Genomic DNA, 15435 nt, shown 5'->3' on the forward strand with positions numbered 1-15435 from the left:
TGATACAAAGTTACAAAATAATCAGAATACTGATAGTTTTTCGTTTCTTAAAAATGAAGCATAATAATTTGGAATTTCGCTCTCTTCGATTTTTTGAGCAACTTTTTCAAGCGGATATTCCAACTGAATAATTTCAGGAGTAATATGATCTTCATCCAATGTTAAAATTACGTAGGAAGCCAATCTGTTTTCTTCTCTTGATCGACCAACGGAGCCACTATTAATCGCCCATTTACCATTAAAATATTTTTTAAAAGACAAATGAGTGTGCCCCATAATGACAACATCAGACTGAGAATCATTTAATAAATCAAGAAAAATATTATCATTTTCAGATTCATACAAATAGGTATCATTGCTTTTTAGGCTTGAATGGACTAACTGAATATTCCAATGTTTTTTTCCAATTTTATAATTTAATTTTAAGTGAAAAGGTAATTCCGACAAATACTTTTTATTCTCTTTTGTGATATGTTTTTTAGAATGATCAATCGCTAAAAACCGTGCAGCAGTTTCTTCCTCAGAATGCTTAGTCAAAGGAATTACAGGAATATCGAAAGCAATTCTTTCATCATGATTTCCCATCAAACAAGGGATATTCAGGTTCTTGATCTTTTCAATCACTTCATTTCCCCACGGTGCAAAATCAACCAAATCTCCCAAGCAGAATTTCTGATGAATTCCTCTTTGTCCAATATCATTTAATACAACTTCCAACGCGGGAAGATTTCCATGTACATCGCTAAAAATTGCTATCTGCATCTTATTTCATTCAAATTATTTAAACAAAATTACATGAGAAATTTTAGAAACAGATTCAAGATCAACATGATATTTGAACATGAAATGGGAAGTTTAATTAGGTTGGAAGCTAGAAGTTGGGAGATAGGAGCCATTCCGGTTAAGATAATGATAAAGTACTTTTTGAATTATTTGGAAATTCGATTTAATTCTGTTATTGAAATTTTCGTGCTGGATAACTTCAATCTCCCGGCTGCTAACTCCCAACTCAAACCATCACAATTCTGATACTTCACTATAATTTATACTATTTTTATTATACAAAACCCCAACCTAACTTTGCAGAGTAAAATTTAAACAATCATACAACAATGAAAAAAGTATTAATCATTAACGGTGGACAAAACTTCGGACATTCTGGAGGAAAATATAATAAAACAATTGCAGACAGCACGTTGGAAGTTCTACAAAAATTTGAAAATGTAGAAGTAAAAATCACAACGGTAGACGAAGGTTACGATAAAGATGAGGAAGTTAAAAAATTCGTTTGGGCAGATGTTATTATTTATCACACTCCAATCTGGTGGTTCCAATTACCGAATGGATTGAAAAAATATATTGATGAAGTTTTCACGGCAGGTCACGCCAAGGGAATTTATATGAGTGACGGTAGAACTTCAGACAATCCGCAGATCAATTACGGAACCGGAGGAATGTTGGGTGGAAGAAAATACATGGTAACTACAAGCTGGAATGCCCCTGAAACTGCTTTTACGCTTCCTGGAGAATTTTTCAATGAAACAAGTGTAGATAATGGACCATTATTTGGTTTCCATAGAATGAATGCCTTTGTTTCTCTAGAAAAAATGGAAAGTTTTCACTTCCATGATGTAGAAAAAAATGCGAACATCGAACGTGATATGAAAATCTACAAAGAACATCTTACCAACATTTTTGAACAGGAATTAAAACCACAATTAGTCTAATGAAAATTTATCTTACCGCAGTAATTAAAGCAAAAGAAGAACACAGAACAGAAGTTTTGGAAGTTCTTCAAAATATGGTGACAGAAACCAGAAAAGAAGAAGCCAACGAATTGTACACGCTACATCAAGGAATTGAAGATAAAAATCAATTTGTTTTCTATGAGATTTGGAAAAATCAGGAAGGTTTAACTCAACATAATCAACAACCGTATATTCAGGCTTTCGGAGCTTTGGTTGATGAAAAATTGCAGGAAAAACCTCAGATTTATTTAACTAATATTATTTAAAAATTTAATATAAACGAGTATAGTTTTTTAACCACAAAAGAGACAAAGAATTGATTGAAAAAAAAGAAATATGAAAGCGAACAAAATGTAATGTTTTTAATTTTGTTCACTTTTGAAAGTCTTATAACGTATTGAAATCTTTTGATTCTTTTGCGGTTAAAAAAAATACCTCAATACAATTCATATAAATCATGAAAAAATTAGCGTTTTTAGTCCTTGCCCTATTCACGATAGGATTTGTTCAGTCTCAAACCAAAAAATCAAAAAATATGAAAAAGAAAATTTTATTTGTCGTTACCAGTCATGACAAAAAAGGTGATACAGGCGAAAATACAGGATATTATCTTGGGGAAGTTTCGCATCCTTGGGAAGTTTTGCACAAAGCAGGTTACGAAATAGATTTTGTAAGTCCAAAAGGTGGAACTCCTCCCGTTGATGGATTTGATTTAAAAGATCCCGTAAACAAAGAGTTTTGGGAAAGCAAAGACAAAAGTAAAATTGACAGTTCTTTGACTCCATCACAAGTAAATCCTAATGATTATTCAACCATCTTTTATGCCGGAGGGCACGGAGCCATGTGGGATTTTGCCGACAATACAGAATTAGCAACTATCGCTTCAAAAATTTACGAAAACGGAGGAATTGTAGCTGCAGTTTGCCACGGACCATCTGGTTTGGTTAATATTAAATTGAATGATGGAAAATATTTAGTTGACGGTAAAAAAATCAACGCTTTTACCAATGAAGAAGAAGCTGAAGTGAAATTGATCAATGTTGTTCCTTTTCTTTTGGAAGATAAATTAAAAGAAAGAGGAGCGAAGTTTGAAAAATCAGGACTTTGGCAGAATCATGTAGTGACAGATCAAAGAGTGATTACAGGGCAAAATCCTCAATCTGCAAAAAGTGTTGGTGAGGCTATTTTAAAGGAATTAAATAAATAATTGTTAAATATTTTAACCACAAAAGTCACAAAAGACTTTTATACTTAAGTTATTTTAAGCTAAAATTATTTTGTTGAAAAGAACACTTAAGTTTTTGAAAATCTAAGATTTTCGACTTATGCGATCTTACTGTTTTCAATACATTAAACCTTAAAACTAAAGTGGTCTAAAGTGTTTCAATAAAACTTTTGTGCCTTTTGTGGTTAAATCAACTTAAAAAATTAAGACAAAAAAAATGGAATATAGAAAATTAGGAAACACAGATCTGGAATTATCCGTCATTACGCACGGAGCCTTCGCAATCGGTGGAAATATGTGGGGTGGAAATGAGAAAAAAGACTCTATAGATTCTATTCATGCTTCTTTGGATCATGGTGTAACTTCTATTGACACCGCCCCATTCTATGGTTTTGGACTGAGTGAAGAAATGATCGGAGAAGCCATCAAAGGAAAAGACCGTTCAAAGATTCAGTTATTGACGAAATTTGGATTGGTTTGGGATGGAAGCAACAATGGAAAAGGAGAATTTTTCTTCGATGCAGAAGAAAATGGTGTAAAAATTCCTGTTTATAAATTCGCTTCAAAAGAGAATATTATTAAGGAGGTTGATGAAAGTTTAAAAAGATTGGGAACAGATTACATCGATCTTTTGCAACTTCACTGGCCGGACAGCACAACGTGTATCTGTGAAACTATGGAAGCTATGGAATTACTGATTCAACAGGGAAAAATTCTTTCAGCCGGAGTAAGCAATTATAGTGTTGAGCAAATGCAGGAAGCCAACAGAACGCTGAATTTAGTAAGCAATCAAGTTTCTTACAGCATGTTGAACCGCGCGATTGAAAACGATTTGGTTGCTTATTCTTTGGAAAATAATTCAGGAATTATCGTATACAGTCCGATGGAAAGAGGTCTTTTGACAGGAAAATACTTCAAAGAAGACAAATTAAAAGACAACGACCACAGAAACGGATATTTTTCTCAGTTTGATCTTAATAAAGTAAAAACATTCTTAGAGAAAATTGAACCAATTGCCCAAGAAAAAGGAGCAACTCTATCACAATTAGTTTTGCGCTGGACGACTTTACAACCCGCAATAACAGTCGTTTTGGCAGGAGCAAGAAACGCTCAACAAGCGATTGAAAATGCAAAAGCAATGTCTTTCGATCTTTCTCAGGATGAATTGAATTTTATTAATGCTGAATTGAAAGAAATTTAATTTAAAACTGATTTATTAAAGATTTGGTGTAAAAATTTCATTATAAAATTTAAATATTATTGATTATGAACGTATTAAAAACTATTATCTTATTATTTACAGTTTTAGTTATGAATAATTTATCCGCACAACAAAAAGAAAATTGTCGTTATATAAAAACACCAACAGGTTATCTAATGGTACTTCGACAAGGCGACGACGTGATTGCCAACATTGAAAATCTGGCAAAAACAGAGAATATTCCGTCTGCAAGTTTTACAGGAATTGGTTTTGCATCGGATGTAACTTTTGGATTTTATGATTTTAATGCTAAAAAATTTAATCCGAAGACATTCAACAAAGTAGAAATGGGAAGTTTGACAGGTTCTATTGCATGGAATGAAAAAGGTCCGTCAATCCACGTTCATGGAGTTGCAACTGATGACAAATTCAATGCTTTTGGCGGACATATTTTGTCTCTTCATGTTGGAACAGGTTCAATGGAAATTTACGTGACCTTGAATGACCAAAAATTAGAACGAAAAATCGAACAACCATTGAATGCAAACGTTCTGCAACTGAATTGTAAGTAATAAATAAAATTACATAATAAGAAAAAAGCGCTTCTCAACATTGGGAAGCGCTTTTTGGTAAATAACTTATTCTTGAAAATTATTTTGCAATTGGCATGTGCGTACTTATTGCAATTCTGTTCCAACCGTTGATGGTAACGATCGCCATGATGATTTGAGCGATTTGTGCTTCATCAAACAACTGGTTTGCTTTGTAATATGTTTCTTCTGTAAGACCTTTTTGGCTGATCAAAGTAATTTCTTCCGTCATTGCCAACAATACTTGCTCTTCTTCTGTGTAAAGCTCCAAAGCTTCTCTCCAGGCATTTAAAAGATAAATTCTTTGTGGAGTTTCTCCATATTTCATGGCATCTTTTGTGTGCATATCCAAACAGAAAGCACATCCGTTGATTTGTGAAGCTCTGATTTTAATTAATTCTTTCTGAATATGATTTAAAGAAATCGTCTGAAGATATCCTTCTAATCCCATCATTGCTTTGTAAGCTGCTGATTCTGCTGTCGCGATGTTTACTCTTGCGCTCATATTATTTATATTTATTTGATTAATTTTTCTTGATTAATTCGTCGATACTTAATGAAAACTGATGTTGACTTGCCAATAAAAATGCACCCGCACTTCCTACCCAGACAGAATAATCCAAAGGAGCTTTGACTCCTAAAGCCATCGTCATCGATAAAGCAAAAATAAGTAGTAAAAAACCTGCGCCGTAAGCTGCAATTTTCGTTTTAAATCCAATAAGCAATAATAAAGGGAATAGAATTTCTAAAAAAGTCGCGAAATAGGCTGAAAATATACTTAAACTTTCAGGAAGAAAAGAAGTGAGTTGTTGGGTATACTTTTCAAAATTCTCCCAGTTTCCCCAAGCTGAGTTTTTACCCCAAAATCCGAATCGGTCGGCAACTGCGGAAAGCATTGTCACAGAGATGGCTAACCTTAAAAATAATTGCGGGAATTGAAAATCTTTTTTGCCTGTCATAATTCTTGTTTTTATTAACAGGGCAAAGTTGCGACTTCTAAATTGTAAAAATCTTAAACTGGTTTAAGAACGTAATTTTGCTCTGATTTCACTTAAATATTCCGGAGTAAACCCCAAAAAAGAAGCAATCAGATATTGTGGAATTCTCTGTATAAACCAAGGATACAAAGTACTGAAATGCACATAATATTCTTCCTTCGTCATCTCATAAATATAACGGATTCTTTTCTCAGCCGCCGCATAAGCAGTTTGGTACACCATTCGAAAATACCTTTCCATAATCGGATGCTTTTCCAACAAAAGTTCCTGAGATTGATAATCGATAGCCAAAATTCTGGAATTTTCCACAGACTGAATATTAAAGCTTGATTTCATCTGTTTTTCAAAAGCAAAAGTATCTGACATCCACCAGGTTTCGATGGCAAATTCAGTCGTTTGCTCTACTCCTTTTTCATTGATAAAAAATTTTCTCAGGCATCCTTCCAAAACGAAATATTTAAATTTACAGACATCGCCTTCAAGCATCAGATTTTCTTTCTTTTTCACTTTCAGAACTTGAAAAAAAGAAATAATAGAAGCAAATTCTTCATCGTTGATCGTAATGAATTTATCTAAATGTGCCTTGAAAGTTTCCATTGTAAAATTTAGTACTCAAACTTAACTTTATTTTTTTAGTTTTACAATTCTAAAAAACATTAAATCATGGACATCGTTGCAAAAATTTTGATCGCCTTAGTCGCAATAGAACACATCTACATTCTCTGGATGGAAATGTTTGCGTGGGAAACAAAAGGGAAGGAAGTTTTCAAAGCTGCTTTACCCGCAGAAATGTTCAAGCCCACAAAAGGTTTAGCCGCTAATCAGGGACTTTACAATGGTTTTCTGGCTGCAGGATTAATTTGGTCTTTATTGATTGAAGATCCGAAATGGCAAACCAATGTTTCTCTGTTTTTCCTAAGTTGTGTCGCTATTGCCGGAATTTATGGTGCTATTTCTGCAACTAAAAGAATATTTTTCGTTCAGGCACTGCCCGCTATTTTGGGAATTATTGCCGTTGTTTTGAGTAATTTCTTTCATCTTATGCAGAGATAATTTTTTGTTTTAAAAAACTTAAACTTTTCATCTAAATCTTTTTTTTAGCTAAATTTTTACAGCTAAATTTTCATGAATTTTTCATTCCATCATCAGGCTTAAAACCAGCTTTTTAGGCCTTAAAAAATCCATTTAATATATAATTCGTAAATTTGCACTGTCATAAGAAATTGATACACAGCTTTTTTATGCTGGCCTGCATTTTGATGAAATGTAGAAATCTAAGTTGTTCAGTACACATATCTGTAATTACATCATCAGTAATTTATTTGTAGAATCTCTTTAAAAGATTAACTTCTTTTTTACTTGATTCACTCTTCTTCTAGAGTATAATCTATTTGAAATATTTAAAATATAAACATAAAGCCACAGGTTTTTATGCTCATATTTTATTGTAAAAAGTTTTTATCATTAAAAGCTATTACAGACTATTTTGTACTATCGCCATCAGCAGAACAACGAAGATTAAACGTATAATCATTAATTTGTGTACAGTTTCTTAGATCATTTATTAATCAAAAATTCTGAATATGGAAAAAATTGAAAACGGTAGAAAAGTAAAACTTAAAGTTGAAGATCTGACGATTATTTTTGGCAAAAACAAAGAAAAAGCACAGGAACTTTTAGACAAAGGTTTTTCCAAAAAGGAAATTCTTGAAAAAACGGGTTGTACCGTTGGAATCAACAAAGCGAGTTTTGAAATCTACGAAGGTGAATTCTTTGTCATCATGGGATTATCAGGAAGTGGAAAATCTACTTTGCTGCGTTGTCTTAATCGACTGAATGAACCTACTTCAGGAAAAGTATATATCAATGATGATAATATTACTGATAAAAATAACAAAGAACTTCTGGAAGTAAGAAGAACGGAAATGAGTATGGTATTTCAAAAATTTGGACTGCTACCTCATCATAATATTCTAGACAACGCAGGTTTTGGACTGGAAATTAGAGGCGAAAATAAAGCTTCTCGTGATGAAAAAGCTCAAAAAGCATTAGACATTGTAGGTTTAAATGGTTTTGAAAATCAGTTCCCTTCTCAACTTTCAGGAGGAATGCAGCAAAGAGTTGGATTGGCAAGAGCTTTGGCGAACGATCCTGAAGTTTTATTGATGGATGAAGCTTTCTCCGCTCTCGATCCTTTGATCAAATCTGAAATGCAGGATCAGATGCTTGAATTGCAAGATACCCTACAAAAAACCATTGTTTTCATTACCCATGACTTAGACGAAGCCATTAAAATTGGAGACCGTATCGTCATTATGAAAGACGGTGTGATAGAGCAAATAGGAACAGCCGAAGATATTTTAACCAATCCTGCCAGCGACTATGTAAAAGCTTTTGTGGAAAAAGTAGACCGTAAAACAATCATTACTGCGAAATCTTTGATGTTTGATAAACCTACAGTAGTAAGATTCAGAAAAGACGGTCCTGAAGGTGCTTTAAGAAAAATGAGAGCAACTGGTTTGGAAAACTTACCTGTCGTAGATTTTCAAAATAAATTTCTTGGTTTTGTGACGCTCAGCGATATTATGATGATTGCCCGAAGAAAAGAACCTACAGTGGAATCTGTAATCAATAGCAATGTCCCTTCTGTTTATCCTGAGGCTACTGTTGAGGAAATGTTACCGTTAATTTCCGGAAGTAAATCTTCCATTGCTGTTGTGGACGAAAACAATAAGTTTTTGGGTCTTATCAGTCAATTATCCCTCGTGATAGAAGCTACAAAGTTTAACGAAGAAGAAATCATAGAATTAAAAGAAATCGCAAACAATCAATAAAATGAATAAAACTATAGATATTGGTCAATATGTAGAAACTGTAATCAATTGGCTCACAGAAAACGGGAAACCAGTATTCGATGTCATAAAACATGTAGGAAACTCCTCCATCATGGGGATTGAATGGGCTTTGGTAAACACTCCTTTTTATATTATCATTCTCCTTTTTACATTATTGGCATGGTGGAAAGCAGGAAAGGGCATTGCTATTATGACTGTAACAGGACTTACTTTAATATTTTTAATGGGATTATGGAGAGAAACCATGGAAACCCTTGCCCTAATTTTTGTCGCAACCATTACCGCATTGGTCATCTCTGTTCCTTTGGGAATCTGGGCTGCTAAAAGCAAATTGGCTGCAAAAATCATCCGCCCGATGCTGGATTTAATGCAAACAATGCCTGCATTCGTTTATCTAATTCCTGCTGTATTATTTTTCAGTATTGGTAAAGTACCGGGAGCTTTTGCAACTATTATTTTTGCAATGCCACCCGCGGTGAGATTAACAACATTGGGAATTGAAGCTGTTCCGAAAGATATTGTAGAAGCAGCCCGAGCTTTTGGAGCTACGAACCGTCAGATTTTATTTAAAGTAGAACTTCCTTTAGCCATGCAAACTATTTTGGCAGGAATCAACCAAACGATATTATTATCATTATCCATGGTGGTTATTGCCGGAATGATTGCTGCAGGCGGTTTAGGTGAAAAAGTATTGGAAGGAATTAATAATCTGGATATCGGATTAGGATTTGAAAGTGGATTATCCGTTGTGATTTTAGCCATTATTCTTGACCGAATTACCCAAGGATTTGTAAAGAAAAAACAATAAAATGAAGAAATTAAAATACTTATTTTTTCCAATTTTAATCGCTGTATTCAGCATATTAAATTCATGTGAAAATATAAAAAACTCTAAATATATAACCATCGGAATGGTTGACGGCTGGGCAGAAGATGTCGCCATGACGCATGTTGCCAAAGCCATTCTGGATGAACAAGGATATCACGTAATTATTCAGAAAGCTTCAACAGATATGATTCTAGCTTCGATGAATAATGAAGATACAGACCTTTTTATGGGGGTATGGCTACCCTACACTCACGCAACAAAAGTTGCAAAATTTCCAGAATTAATTAACCTTGGAACCAATTATGACAACGGCCGAATAGGTTTGGTAGTTCCTGAATATGTTCCGATTAATTCGATAGAAGAATTAAATCAGCATCAGGATCAATTTAATCACAGAATCATTGGAATTGAAAAGGGAGCCGGATTGACCTCTGGAACGGATAAAGCCATTATTGATTATCAATTGAATTATAAACAAATCAACTCCTCAACCATTGCTATGATTACGGAACTGCAAAATGCGATCAAACGTAAAGAATGGATTGTTGTAGCAGGATGGCAACCCCACTGGATGTTTGGAAAAATGAAGCTTAAGTTTCTGGAAGATCCCAAAAAGACATTTGGAGAAGCAGAACAGATTAAAACCTACAGCCGAAAAAGCTTTGCCAAAGATCACCCAGAATTGGCAACATTCTTTTCTAAAGTACATTTTGATGATGAAAATATGGGCGATCTTTTAACTAAAATGGAAGACAGTAAAGACAAAGAAGCCACTGCAAAAAAGTGGGTGGAAGATCATTCTGAACTTGTGAAATTATGGTTGGATAAAAATTAATTTTTTAAATTTCTCTCGCAGATTTTTTTTGAATTTTTAAAAATTCACTTTATGCATAATCATCCGCTAAATCAATAAGAAATATAAGTTGGTAAACGCTAAGGCGCAAAGAATGAAATGATATACTGTTTTAAGGCGCAAGAAAATCAAAGATTTTTACCAAGCGTCATGTTATATTAACTCTGTAATAATTGCATTCCTAAATTTTATCGCAGATAAAATCCTTGCGCCTTAAAACAGATAGTTATTAAAATAAATTGCGCCTTTGCGATTCTCCAACAAAAGTTTACAAAGCAGAAATCTCCGACAGTTTCTGCTTCATCATTTCAGGTTTAAATTCTCCTTCATGATAATACACCAAGTTTTGTTTTGAATCTAAAATAATCCACAACGGATAAACAGGCTGTTTTTTATTTTTAGATAAAGCCAACGCCAATTCATGTATTCCTGAATTTCCGTTCGGTAAATAATTGAATTCTTTTCCCTGAAACTGTATTTTATCTTTCGTTTTTTCAGCTTCGAAATTGATGAAATAAAAATTGTCGTTGATCATTTTAACCAGATCCTTGTTTTTATTCAATTTAAAAGATTCGATCTTACACACGGAGCACCAATCTGTATAAAGGTGGATAATTGTAGGTTTTGGAGTTTCTTTCTGTAGAATTTCCAAGTCTGAAAAAGTGCCTGTCTTTATCTGCGAGAGACAAAGACAAGGCACAAACATTAAAAATAAAAATATCGTTAAAAGTTTCATTACTTCAATTTTTTTAACCACAAAAGAGACAAAAGATTTTTAGTCGTTTTTAGATACTTAAAAGCTTACAAAACAATCGAGCCTAAGAACTTTTACATTTTGTAAACTTTTATCATTTTTTTTTCCTATCATTTCTTTTGTTCCTTTTGTGGTTAAATATTTCTTACATATTGATATTACTATTTCAAAGTATATTTTACACCCAGAAACCCTCTGATTCTCTGCATCGGAGCATATCCGTAAGTGGTATCAAAAGTATAATGATTAGGATTATTAATAGGGTCATCAACATGCTTATCAAACGGGTCAAACGGTCTCATCAAAGGATCTTTTGGAGTAAAATTGAAGATATTTTTCACTCCGCAATACACTTCAAATCCTGATTTGAAACTTTTGGAAACCTGAATATTCGCCAATGAATAAAACGGAGAGTATTCCGGTCGATAATCATTCGGTAAAACAGGCAATCGCATCGGACCATAAAACTGTCCGGTAAAATCAATCGTCAAATTACTCGGAAATTTATAGGTCAAACTATACGTTCCACTCCATTTTGGAGCATGAAGCTGTTGAACTTTTTCATCATTTCCATCAAATTTTTGATAAACATCAAGGTAAGTTACTCCTAAATTAACACTCAAAGGAAAGCTAAAACTCAAGTCTACATTCATTGAAGCACCTCTTGAAATACCATATCCATGAAGATTATCGTAAATAATTTTCTGAGGATCAGTATCAAAATCACCAACAATTTTATTGCTGAAATAGGTGTAAAAAGCAGAAGCATCCAAATTAATTAATTTATTTCCAACAGGAATTTTCCAAACATAATTTAAATTTCCATTAATCGATCTCTCTGGTTTTAAATTGTCTTTAATCACCACTTCACGAGAGCCAGTCAAAGCTGCATGGTCTTCTGTAAATAAATTCACCACTCGGAAACCTGTCCCAAAATTAAACCGCAATGTATGATAAGGATTCGGAGAAAATTTCCATGCAAAACGCGGTGAATGCACAGAATGATGGATTCTATCGTAATCATATCGATACCCCAACAACAACGTATTTTTATCATTAATTTCCCACTGATCCTGTATAAATGCCCCCAAAATAGGTGACTTCATCGGCTCATTTGTTACTCCGTCTCCTGATAAAGTTCCGGGAGTATTATCATCATAAAAAGTTCTTTTGTAAGTAACTCCTGCAATCAAATCATGACTTCCCAATTTTTTATCCCAATACGTCTGAACGAAAGCTACTTTTTGTGTGGCATCAAACGGATTGCTTCCATAAAAAGAATTTTGGTCATGAAAATTATAAGAAAACTGAGTAATAATATTTTCTTTCATTGGCCATTGATACATCCCGAAAGCCTCTACTCTATTGGTATAAATGCTTTCACCATACACTTCATTGCTTCCTCGGTAAGATTTATTCCACTGCATTTCGCCGCCAAAACGGTCTTCATACAAATATCTCAGCGCAAAACTAGCCATTCTGTTTTCCTTTCTTTGGAAATTCCATTTATTGAAAACTGAAATTCTATTTTGTAAAGCAGAATCTGTGAAATTATCTTTATTCTGATCTATTTTTTCATTAAAACTGAAATAATTTAAACTTAATAATGAAGCAACATTTTTCCCAAAATTAAATTTCGTTGAAAAATCCAGATTATTTTCACCCCAACTTGTTGTCATAAGATCGACACTTAATTTCGGAGCCGTCAAAGCATTTTTAGTGATAATATTAATAACTCCGCCCATCGCTTCTGAACCATAAAGAGAAGATGCTGGGCCTTTTACAACCTCCACTCTTTCAATCAAACTATTCGGAATTCCGCTTAAACCATACACCGTGGAAAGCGAACTTACAATCGGCATTCCGTCAATTAAAATCATCGTATAAGGTCCTTCCAAACCGTTGATGTGAATATCTCCCGTATTACAAACCGAACAATTCAATTGAGGTTTTACGCCGTTTACCATTGCAATAGCCTCAAAAATATTCGGAGTCGGATTTTTCTGGAAAAACTTTTGACTGTAAATCTCCACTGCCACGGGACTTTTCGATCTGCTGATCGGTTTTATGGTTCCTGTGATCACAACATCATCGATTAACTTTGTCCTTTCTTCCCGTTGTGGAATTTTTACAGAATCAACCTTTTTTGATTGATTTATATTCAAACTATCCATTTCCTGTGAAAAACAATAGTTGGATAAAAAGACAATAGAGAATAATATTCGTTTCATGAATCAAAATTGTTAGACAAATCTAACAATTATTTTTAGAACAACAAAACTCCATGGAAAATATTCTTAAAAACAATTCATGAAAAATTATTAAATTTGAGAAACTACATATAAAAGTAAAATGCGATATAACCAGTCGGGAAAAATCCCACCAAAAAGACATACTATTTTTAAGTCTCCGGAAGATAAATTTTACTACGAACAGCTTTTCGGAACGGAAGGTTTTCATGGAATCTCCTCTTTGCTGTACCATATTCACCGTCCGACTCAAATAAAATCTATTGGGGAACCAAAAGATGTAACTCCGAAAATCGCCGTTGACAAAAACGTGACGCCAAGAATGTTTAAGGGAATGAATGTAACTCCTGAAGACGACTTTTTGGACAGCCGCAAGATACTTTTGGTGAACAATGACCTGAAAATGGGATTGGCAAAACCAAGAAAGTCGATGGATTATTTCTACAAAAATGCTGAATGTGATGAACTTTTATATGCTCACAACGGAAGCGGAGTTTTGAAAACTTTTGTAGGAAATCTTGATTTTTCTGTTGGTGACTATCTGATTATTCCGAGAGGAACAATTTATCAGGTTGAATTAAACTCTGATGATACCGTTTTCTTCGTAGTGGAAAGCCACTCTCCGATTTACACGCCAAAAAGATACAGAAACGAATTCGGACAGCTTTTGGAGCATTCTCCATTCTGCGAAAGAGACATCATCGCACCGACTTTTGTTGAACCTAAAGACGAAAAAGGGGAATTTTTAATTAAAGTAAAAAAAGAAAATCAAATCACTGATTTCATCTATGCAACGCACCCGTTTGATGTTGTAGGTTGGGATGGTTACTTTTATCCTTATAAATTTAATATTAAAAACTTCGAACCGATTACAGGAAGAATTCACCAACCGCCACCAGTTCACCAGACTTTTGAATCGCATAATTTTGTAGTTTGTTCGTTCTGTGCAAGAATGTACGATTACCATCCACAGGCAATTCCTGCGCCTTATAATCATTCAAACATTGATTCTGATGAGGTTTTATTCTACACAGAAGGTGATTTCATGAGTCGTAATCATATCGATTTAATGGATTTCACGCTTCACCCGGGAGGAATCGTTCACGGGCCTCACCCAGGAGCTATGGAAAGAAGTATTGGTAAAAAATTCACTGAAGAATATGCGGTGATGGTAGACCCTTTCCGTCCATTGAAAATTACGGAAGAAGCCATGAAAGTGGAAGATCCGTCATACAAAACTTCATGGTTGGAATAAAGCAGTAAAAATTCTTTCTAAAATTTAAAAAAGTACCGCTAAATACATCCAAAAGACGCCTTAAATCCTTTATTTAAAGCGTCTTTTTTCGCAAATTTGTGAGGTATGGTTAACATATTTGACCATCATTATTTTTCATGACGAATCCTAAAGTAATGGTGGTTTAAATGACGGTATTTTTTGGAAAGAAACAATTATTTTTGAAATAAATCATATATATTGGAATTAATTATTAAATTTAACAGATTTAAAAAGCGTAATCCGAAAAGCTATATGAGTAGGAAAAACTAATAAAATAAATTATTTATGAAAAATCTTAAAAAATTGAAGAGAAACGAGCTAAAAAATGTAAAAGGAGGAGATAATCCAACACGTGTCACTTGTGTTCAACTAATGAATCAATTTGTAGAAGTGTTTCCTGAAGATTTTTGCTATAATCCGGAAAATTCGACTCATACGGTATGCGTATGTAAAAGACTTTATGGTCTATAATATCATGACAAAAGTACAATCATCGCTATAAGAGTTTAGTTTATCAAAACTTCGGCATGCGATGAGCTCTGCTTTGTTTAATTATCAGATTCTTCAAAAAAATATTTTTATTATAATTAATCTGAGTTTGATATAGGCAAAGTTTAAAAATAATTGACCGTCATTTACTTTATTCAAGTTTAATGACGGTTTTTTTTAAAGAAAAATATGCCATCAGACTTTCCAAAATATTCACTATAAAATTGTTTACGCATCTGTGTTGGTATTTTCTACCTAGCAGTAATTTCTCCAAACTCAGGTTAATTAAGAATCCCACAACAATACTATAAATAAAGGAGTGAATGCCAAGGTATTTAGTCCTTATTTTTTTTCTAAAATATGACAAA

The 15435-nt window shown here is 33.6% G+C and carries 18 protein-coding genes; 12 read left to right on the plus strand and 6 right to left on the minus strand.

The genetic code is table 11. The features are described 5' to 3' along the window. Positions 1 to 21 precede the first annotated feature (21 nt). The gene (locus tag AC1Q7L_RS12060) at positions 22 to 762 is read right to left on the minus strand and encodes a metallophosphoesterase family protein (RefSeq protein WP_492306161.1); all 741 of its coding nucleotides are present in this window, start codon (positions 760 to 762) and stop codon (positions 22 to 24) included. A 33-nt stretch (positions 763 to 795) separates the two neighbouring features. On the opposite strand from AC1Q7L_RS12060, the gene AC1Q7L_RS12065 reads away from it, so the two are divergent. From AC1Q7L_RS12065 to AC1Q7L_RS12090, 6 genes are all read left to right on the plus strand, one after another. Beyond that, a complete protein-coding gene (locus AC1Q7L_RS12065; protein WP_492306162.1) occupies positions 796 to 1029 on the plus strand; it encodes a hypothetical protein in 234 nt (77 codons plus the stop codon). Positions 1030 to 1112: 83 nt separating this feature from the next. Further along, on the plus strand, positions 1113 to 1727 hold the full coding sequence (locus AC1Q7L_RS12070; RefSeq protein WP_492306163.1) for an NAD(P)H-dependent oxidoreductase: 615 nt from the start codon (positions 1113 to 1115) through the stop codon (positions 1725 to 1727). Beyond that, entirely contained in the window at positions 1727 to 2014 is a 288-nt protein-coding gene (locus AC1Q7L_RS12075) for a putative quinol monooxygenase (protein ID WP_492306164.1), read from the plus strand. The genes AC1Q7L_RS12070 and AC1Q7L_RS12075 overlap by 1 nt, the downstream gene beginning before the upstream one ends. Positions 2015 to 2205: 191 nt before the next feature. Further along, on the plus strand, positions 2206 to 2955 hold the full coding sequence (locus AC1Q7L_RS12080) for a type 1 glutamine amidotransferase domain-containing protein (RefSeq protein WP_492306165.1): 750 nt from the start codon (positions 2206 to 2208) through the stop codon (positions 2953 to 2955). A 235-nt stretch (positions 2956 to 3190) separates the two neighbouring features. Continuing rightward, positions 3191 to 4174, plus strand: a complete 984-nt coding sequence (locus AC1Q7L_RS12085; RefSeq protein ID WP_492306166.1) for an aldo/keto reductase — start codon at positions 3191 to 3193, stop codon at positions 4172 to 4174. A gap of 65 nt (positions 4175 to 4239) precedes the next feature. After that, positions 4240 to 4746: a PPC domain-containing DNA-binding protein gene (locus tag AC1Q7L_RS12090; protein ID WP_492306167.1), complete on the plus strand. Its 507-nt coding sequence runs from the start codon at positions 4240 to 4242 to the stop codon at positions 4744 to 4746. Between the two features lie 79 nt (positions 4747 to 4825). Here AC1Q7L_RS12090 and AC1Q7L_RS12095 read toward each other — a convergent pair whose 3' ends face one another. From AC1Q7L_RS12095 to AC1Q7L_RS12105, 3 genes are all read right to left on the minus strand, one after another. Further along, positions 4826 to 5269: a carboxymuconolactone decarboxylase family protein gene (locus AC1Q7L_RS12095; protein ID WP_410693263.1), complete on the minus strand. Its 444-nt coding sequence runs from the start codon at positions 5267 to 5269 to the stop codon at positions 4826 to 4828. A gap of 19 nt (positions 5270 to 5288) precedes the next feature. Beyond that, positions 5289 to 5723 carry a DoxX family membrane protein gene (locus AC1Q7L_RS12100; RefSeq protein WP_492306168.1) on the minus strand — a complete coding sequence of 145 codons (435 nt, stop codon included), beginning with the start codon at positions 5721 to 5723 and terminating at the stop codon, positions 5289 to 5291. Between the two features lie 63 nt (positions 5724 to 5786). Continuing rightward, positions 5787 to 6359 carry a Crp/Fnr family transcriptional regulator gene (locus tag AC1Q7L_RS12105; RefSeq protein ID WP_492306169.1) on the minus strand — a complete coding sequence of 191 codons (573 nt, stop codon included), beginning with the start codon at positions 6357 to 6359 and terminating at the stop codon, positions 5787 to 5789. Positions 6360 to 6425: 66 nt separating this feature from the next. Here AC1Q7L_RS12105 and AC1Q7L_RS12110 point away from each other — a divergent pair, with 66 nt between their 5' ends. From AC1Q7L_RS12110 to AC1Q7L_RS12125, 4 genes are all read left to right on the plus strand, one after another. Beyond that, on the plus strand, positions 6426 to 6815 hold the full coding sequence (locus AC1Q7L_RS12110) for a DUF1304 domain-containing protein (RefSeq protein WP_066751355.1): 390 nt from the start codon (positions 6426 to 6428) through the stop codon (positions 6813 to 6815). Positions 6816 to 7345: 530 nt separating this feature from the next. Beyond that, positions 7346 to 8596 carry a quaternary amine ABC transporter ATP-binding protein gene (locus tag AC1Q7L_RS12115; RefSeq protein WP_492306170.1) on the plus strand — a complete coding sequence of 417 codons (1251 nt, stop codon included), beginning with the start codon at positions 7346 to 7348 and terminating at the stop codon, positions 8594 to 8596. Between the two features lies 1 nt (position 8597). Continuing rightward, positions 8598 to 9425, plus strand: coding sequence for an ABC transporter permease (locus tag AC1Q7L_RS12120; protein ID WP_492306171.1), 828 nt, complete (start codon positions 8598 to 8600; stop codon positions 9423 to 9425). 1 nt (position 9426) lies between these two features. Beyond that, the gene (locus AC1Q7L_RS12125) at positions 9427 to 10281 is read left to right on the plus strand and encodes a glycine betaine ABC transporter substrate-binding protein (RefSeq protein ID WP_492306172.1); all 855 of its coding nucleotides are present in this window, start codon (positions 9427 to 9429) and stop codon (positions 10279 to 10281) included. Between the two features lie 286 nt (positions 10282 to 10567). Here the strand turns inward: AC1Q7L_RS12125 and AC1Q7L_RS12130 are convergent, their stop codons facing one another. Next, complete coding sequence (locus AC1Q7L_RS12130; protein WP_492306173.1) at positions 10568 to 11035, minus strand: thioredoxin family protein; 468 nt, start codon at positions 11033 to 11035, stop codon at positions 10568 to 10570. A gap of 179 nt (positions 11036 to 11214) precedes the next feature. Continuing rightward, the gene (locus tag AC1Q7L_RS12135) at positions 11215 to 13284 is read right to left on the minus strand and encodes a TonB-dependent receptor plug domain-containing protein (protein WP_492306174.1); all 2070 of its coding nucleotides are present in this window, start codon (positions 13282 to 13284) and stop codon (positions 11215 to 11217) included. 121 nt (positions 13285 to 13405) lie between these two features. On the opposite strand from AC1Q7L_RS12135, the gene AC1Q7L_RS12140 reads away from it, so the two are divergent. Together AC1Q7L_RS12140 and AC1Q7L_RS12145 are read left to right on the plus strand one after the other, a co-directional pair. Further along, positions 13406 to 14557 (plus strand): homogentisate 1,2-dioxygenase, encoded by a 1152-nt coding sequence (locus AC1Q7L_RS12140; RefSeq protein ID WP_492306175.1) that lies wholly within the window; start codon positions 13406 to 13408, stop codon positions 14555 to 14557. 306 nt (positions 14558 to 14863) lie between these two features. After that, positions 14864 to 15049: a bacteriocin-like protein gene (locus AC1Q7L_RS12145; protein WP_492306176.1), complete on the plus strand. Its 186-nt coding sequence runs from the start codon at positions 14864 to 14866 to the stop codon at positions 15047 to 15049. Positions 15050 to 15435 lie beyond the last annotated feature (386 nt).

Source organism: Chryseobacterium sp. GW823-FHT05E08, from assembly GCF_058795655.1.

Excerpts from the sequence above, each read along its gene's own strand:
- AC1Q7L_RS12060 (WP_492306161.1), bottom strand. The coding sequence starts at position 762 with ATGCAGATAGCAATTTTTAGCGATGTACATGGAAATCTTCCCGCGTTG.
- AC1Q7L_RS12065 (WP_492306162.1), top strand. The coding sequence starts at position 796 with ATGAGAAATTTTAGAAACAGATTCAAGATCAACATGATATTTGAACAT.
- AC1Q7L_RS12070 (WP_492306163.1), top strand. The coding sequence starts at position 1,113 with ATGAAAAAAGTATTAATCATTAACGGTGGACAAAACTTCGGACATTCT.
- AC1Q7L_RS12075 (WP_492306164.1), top strand. The coding sequence starts at position 1,727 with ATGAAAATTTATCTTACCGCAGTAATTAAAGCAAAAGAAGAACACAGA.
- AC1Q7L_RS12080 (WP_492306165.1), top strand. The coding sequence starts at position 2,206 with ATGAAAAAATTAGCGTTTTTAGTCCTTGCCCTATTCACGATAGGATTT.
- AC1Q7L_RS12085 (WP_492306166.1), top strand. The coding sequence starts at position 3,191 with ATGGAATATAGAAAATTAGGAAACACAGATCTGGAATTATCCGTCATT.
- AC1Q7L_RS12090 (WP_492306167.1), top strand. The coding sequence starts at position 4,240 with ATGAACGTATTAAAAACTATTATCTTATTATTTACAGTTTTAGTTATG.
- AC1Q7L_RS12095 (WP_410693263.1), bottom strand. The coding sequence starts at position 5,269 with ATGAGCGCAAGAGTAAACATCGCGACAGCAGAATCAGCAGCTTACAAA.
- AC1Q7L_RS12100 (WP_492306168.1), bottom strand. The coding sequence starts at position 5,723 with ATGACAGGCAAAAAAGATTTTCAATTCCCGCAATTATTTTTAAGGTTA.
- AC1Q7L_RS12105 (WP_492306169.1), bottom strand. The coding sequence starts at position 6,359 with ATGGAAACTTTCAAGGCACATTTAGATAAATTCATTACGATCAACGAT.
- AC1Q7L_RS12110 (WP_066751355.1), top strand. The coding sequence starts at position 6,426 with ATGGACATCGTTGCAAAAATTTTGATCGCCTTAGTCGCAATAGAACAC.
- AC1Q7L_RS12115 (WP_492306170.1), top strand. The coding sequence starts at position 7,346 with ATGGAAAAAATTGAAAACGGTAGAAAAGTAAAACTTAAAGTTGAAGAT.
- AC1Q7L_RS12120 (WP_492306171.1), top strand. The coding sequence starts at position 8,598 with ATGAATAAAACTATAGATATTGGTCAATATGTAGAAACTGTAATCAAT.
- AC1Q7L_RS12125 (WP_492306172.1), top strand. The coding sequence starts at position 9,427 with ATGAAGAAATTAAAATACTTATTTTTTCCAATTTTAATCGCTGTATTC.
- AC1Q7L_RS12130 (WP_492306173.1), bottom strand. The coding sequence starts at position 11,035 with ATGAAACTTTTAACGATATTTTTATTTTTAATGTTTGTGCCTTGTCTT.
- AC1Q7L_RS12135 (WP_492306174.1), bottom strand. The coding sequence starts at position 13,284 with ATGAAACGAATATTATTCTCTATTGTCTTTTTATCCAACTATTGTTTT.
- AC1Q7L_RS12140 (WP_492306175.1), top strand. The coding sequence starts at position 13,406 with ATGCGATATAACCAGTCGGGAAAAATCCCACCAAAAAGACATACTATT.
- AC1Q7L_RS12145 (WP_492306176.1), top strand. The coding sequence starts at position 14,864 with ATGAAAAATCTTAAAAAATTGAAGAGAAACGAGCTAAAAAATGTAAAA.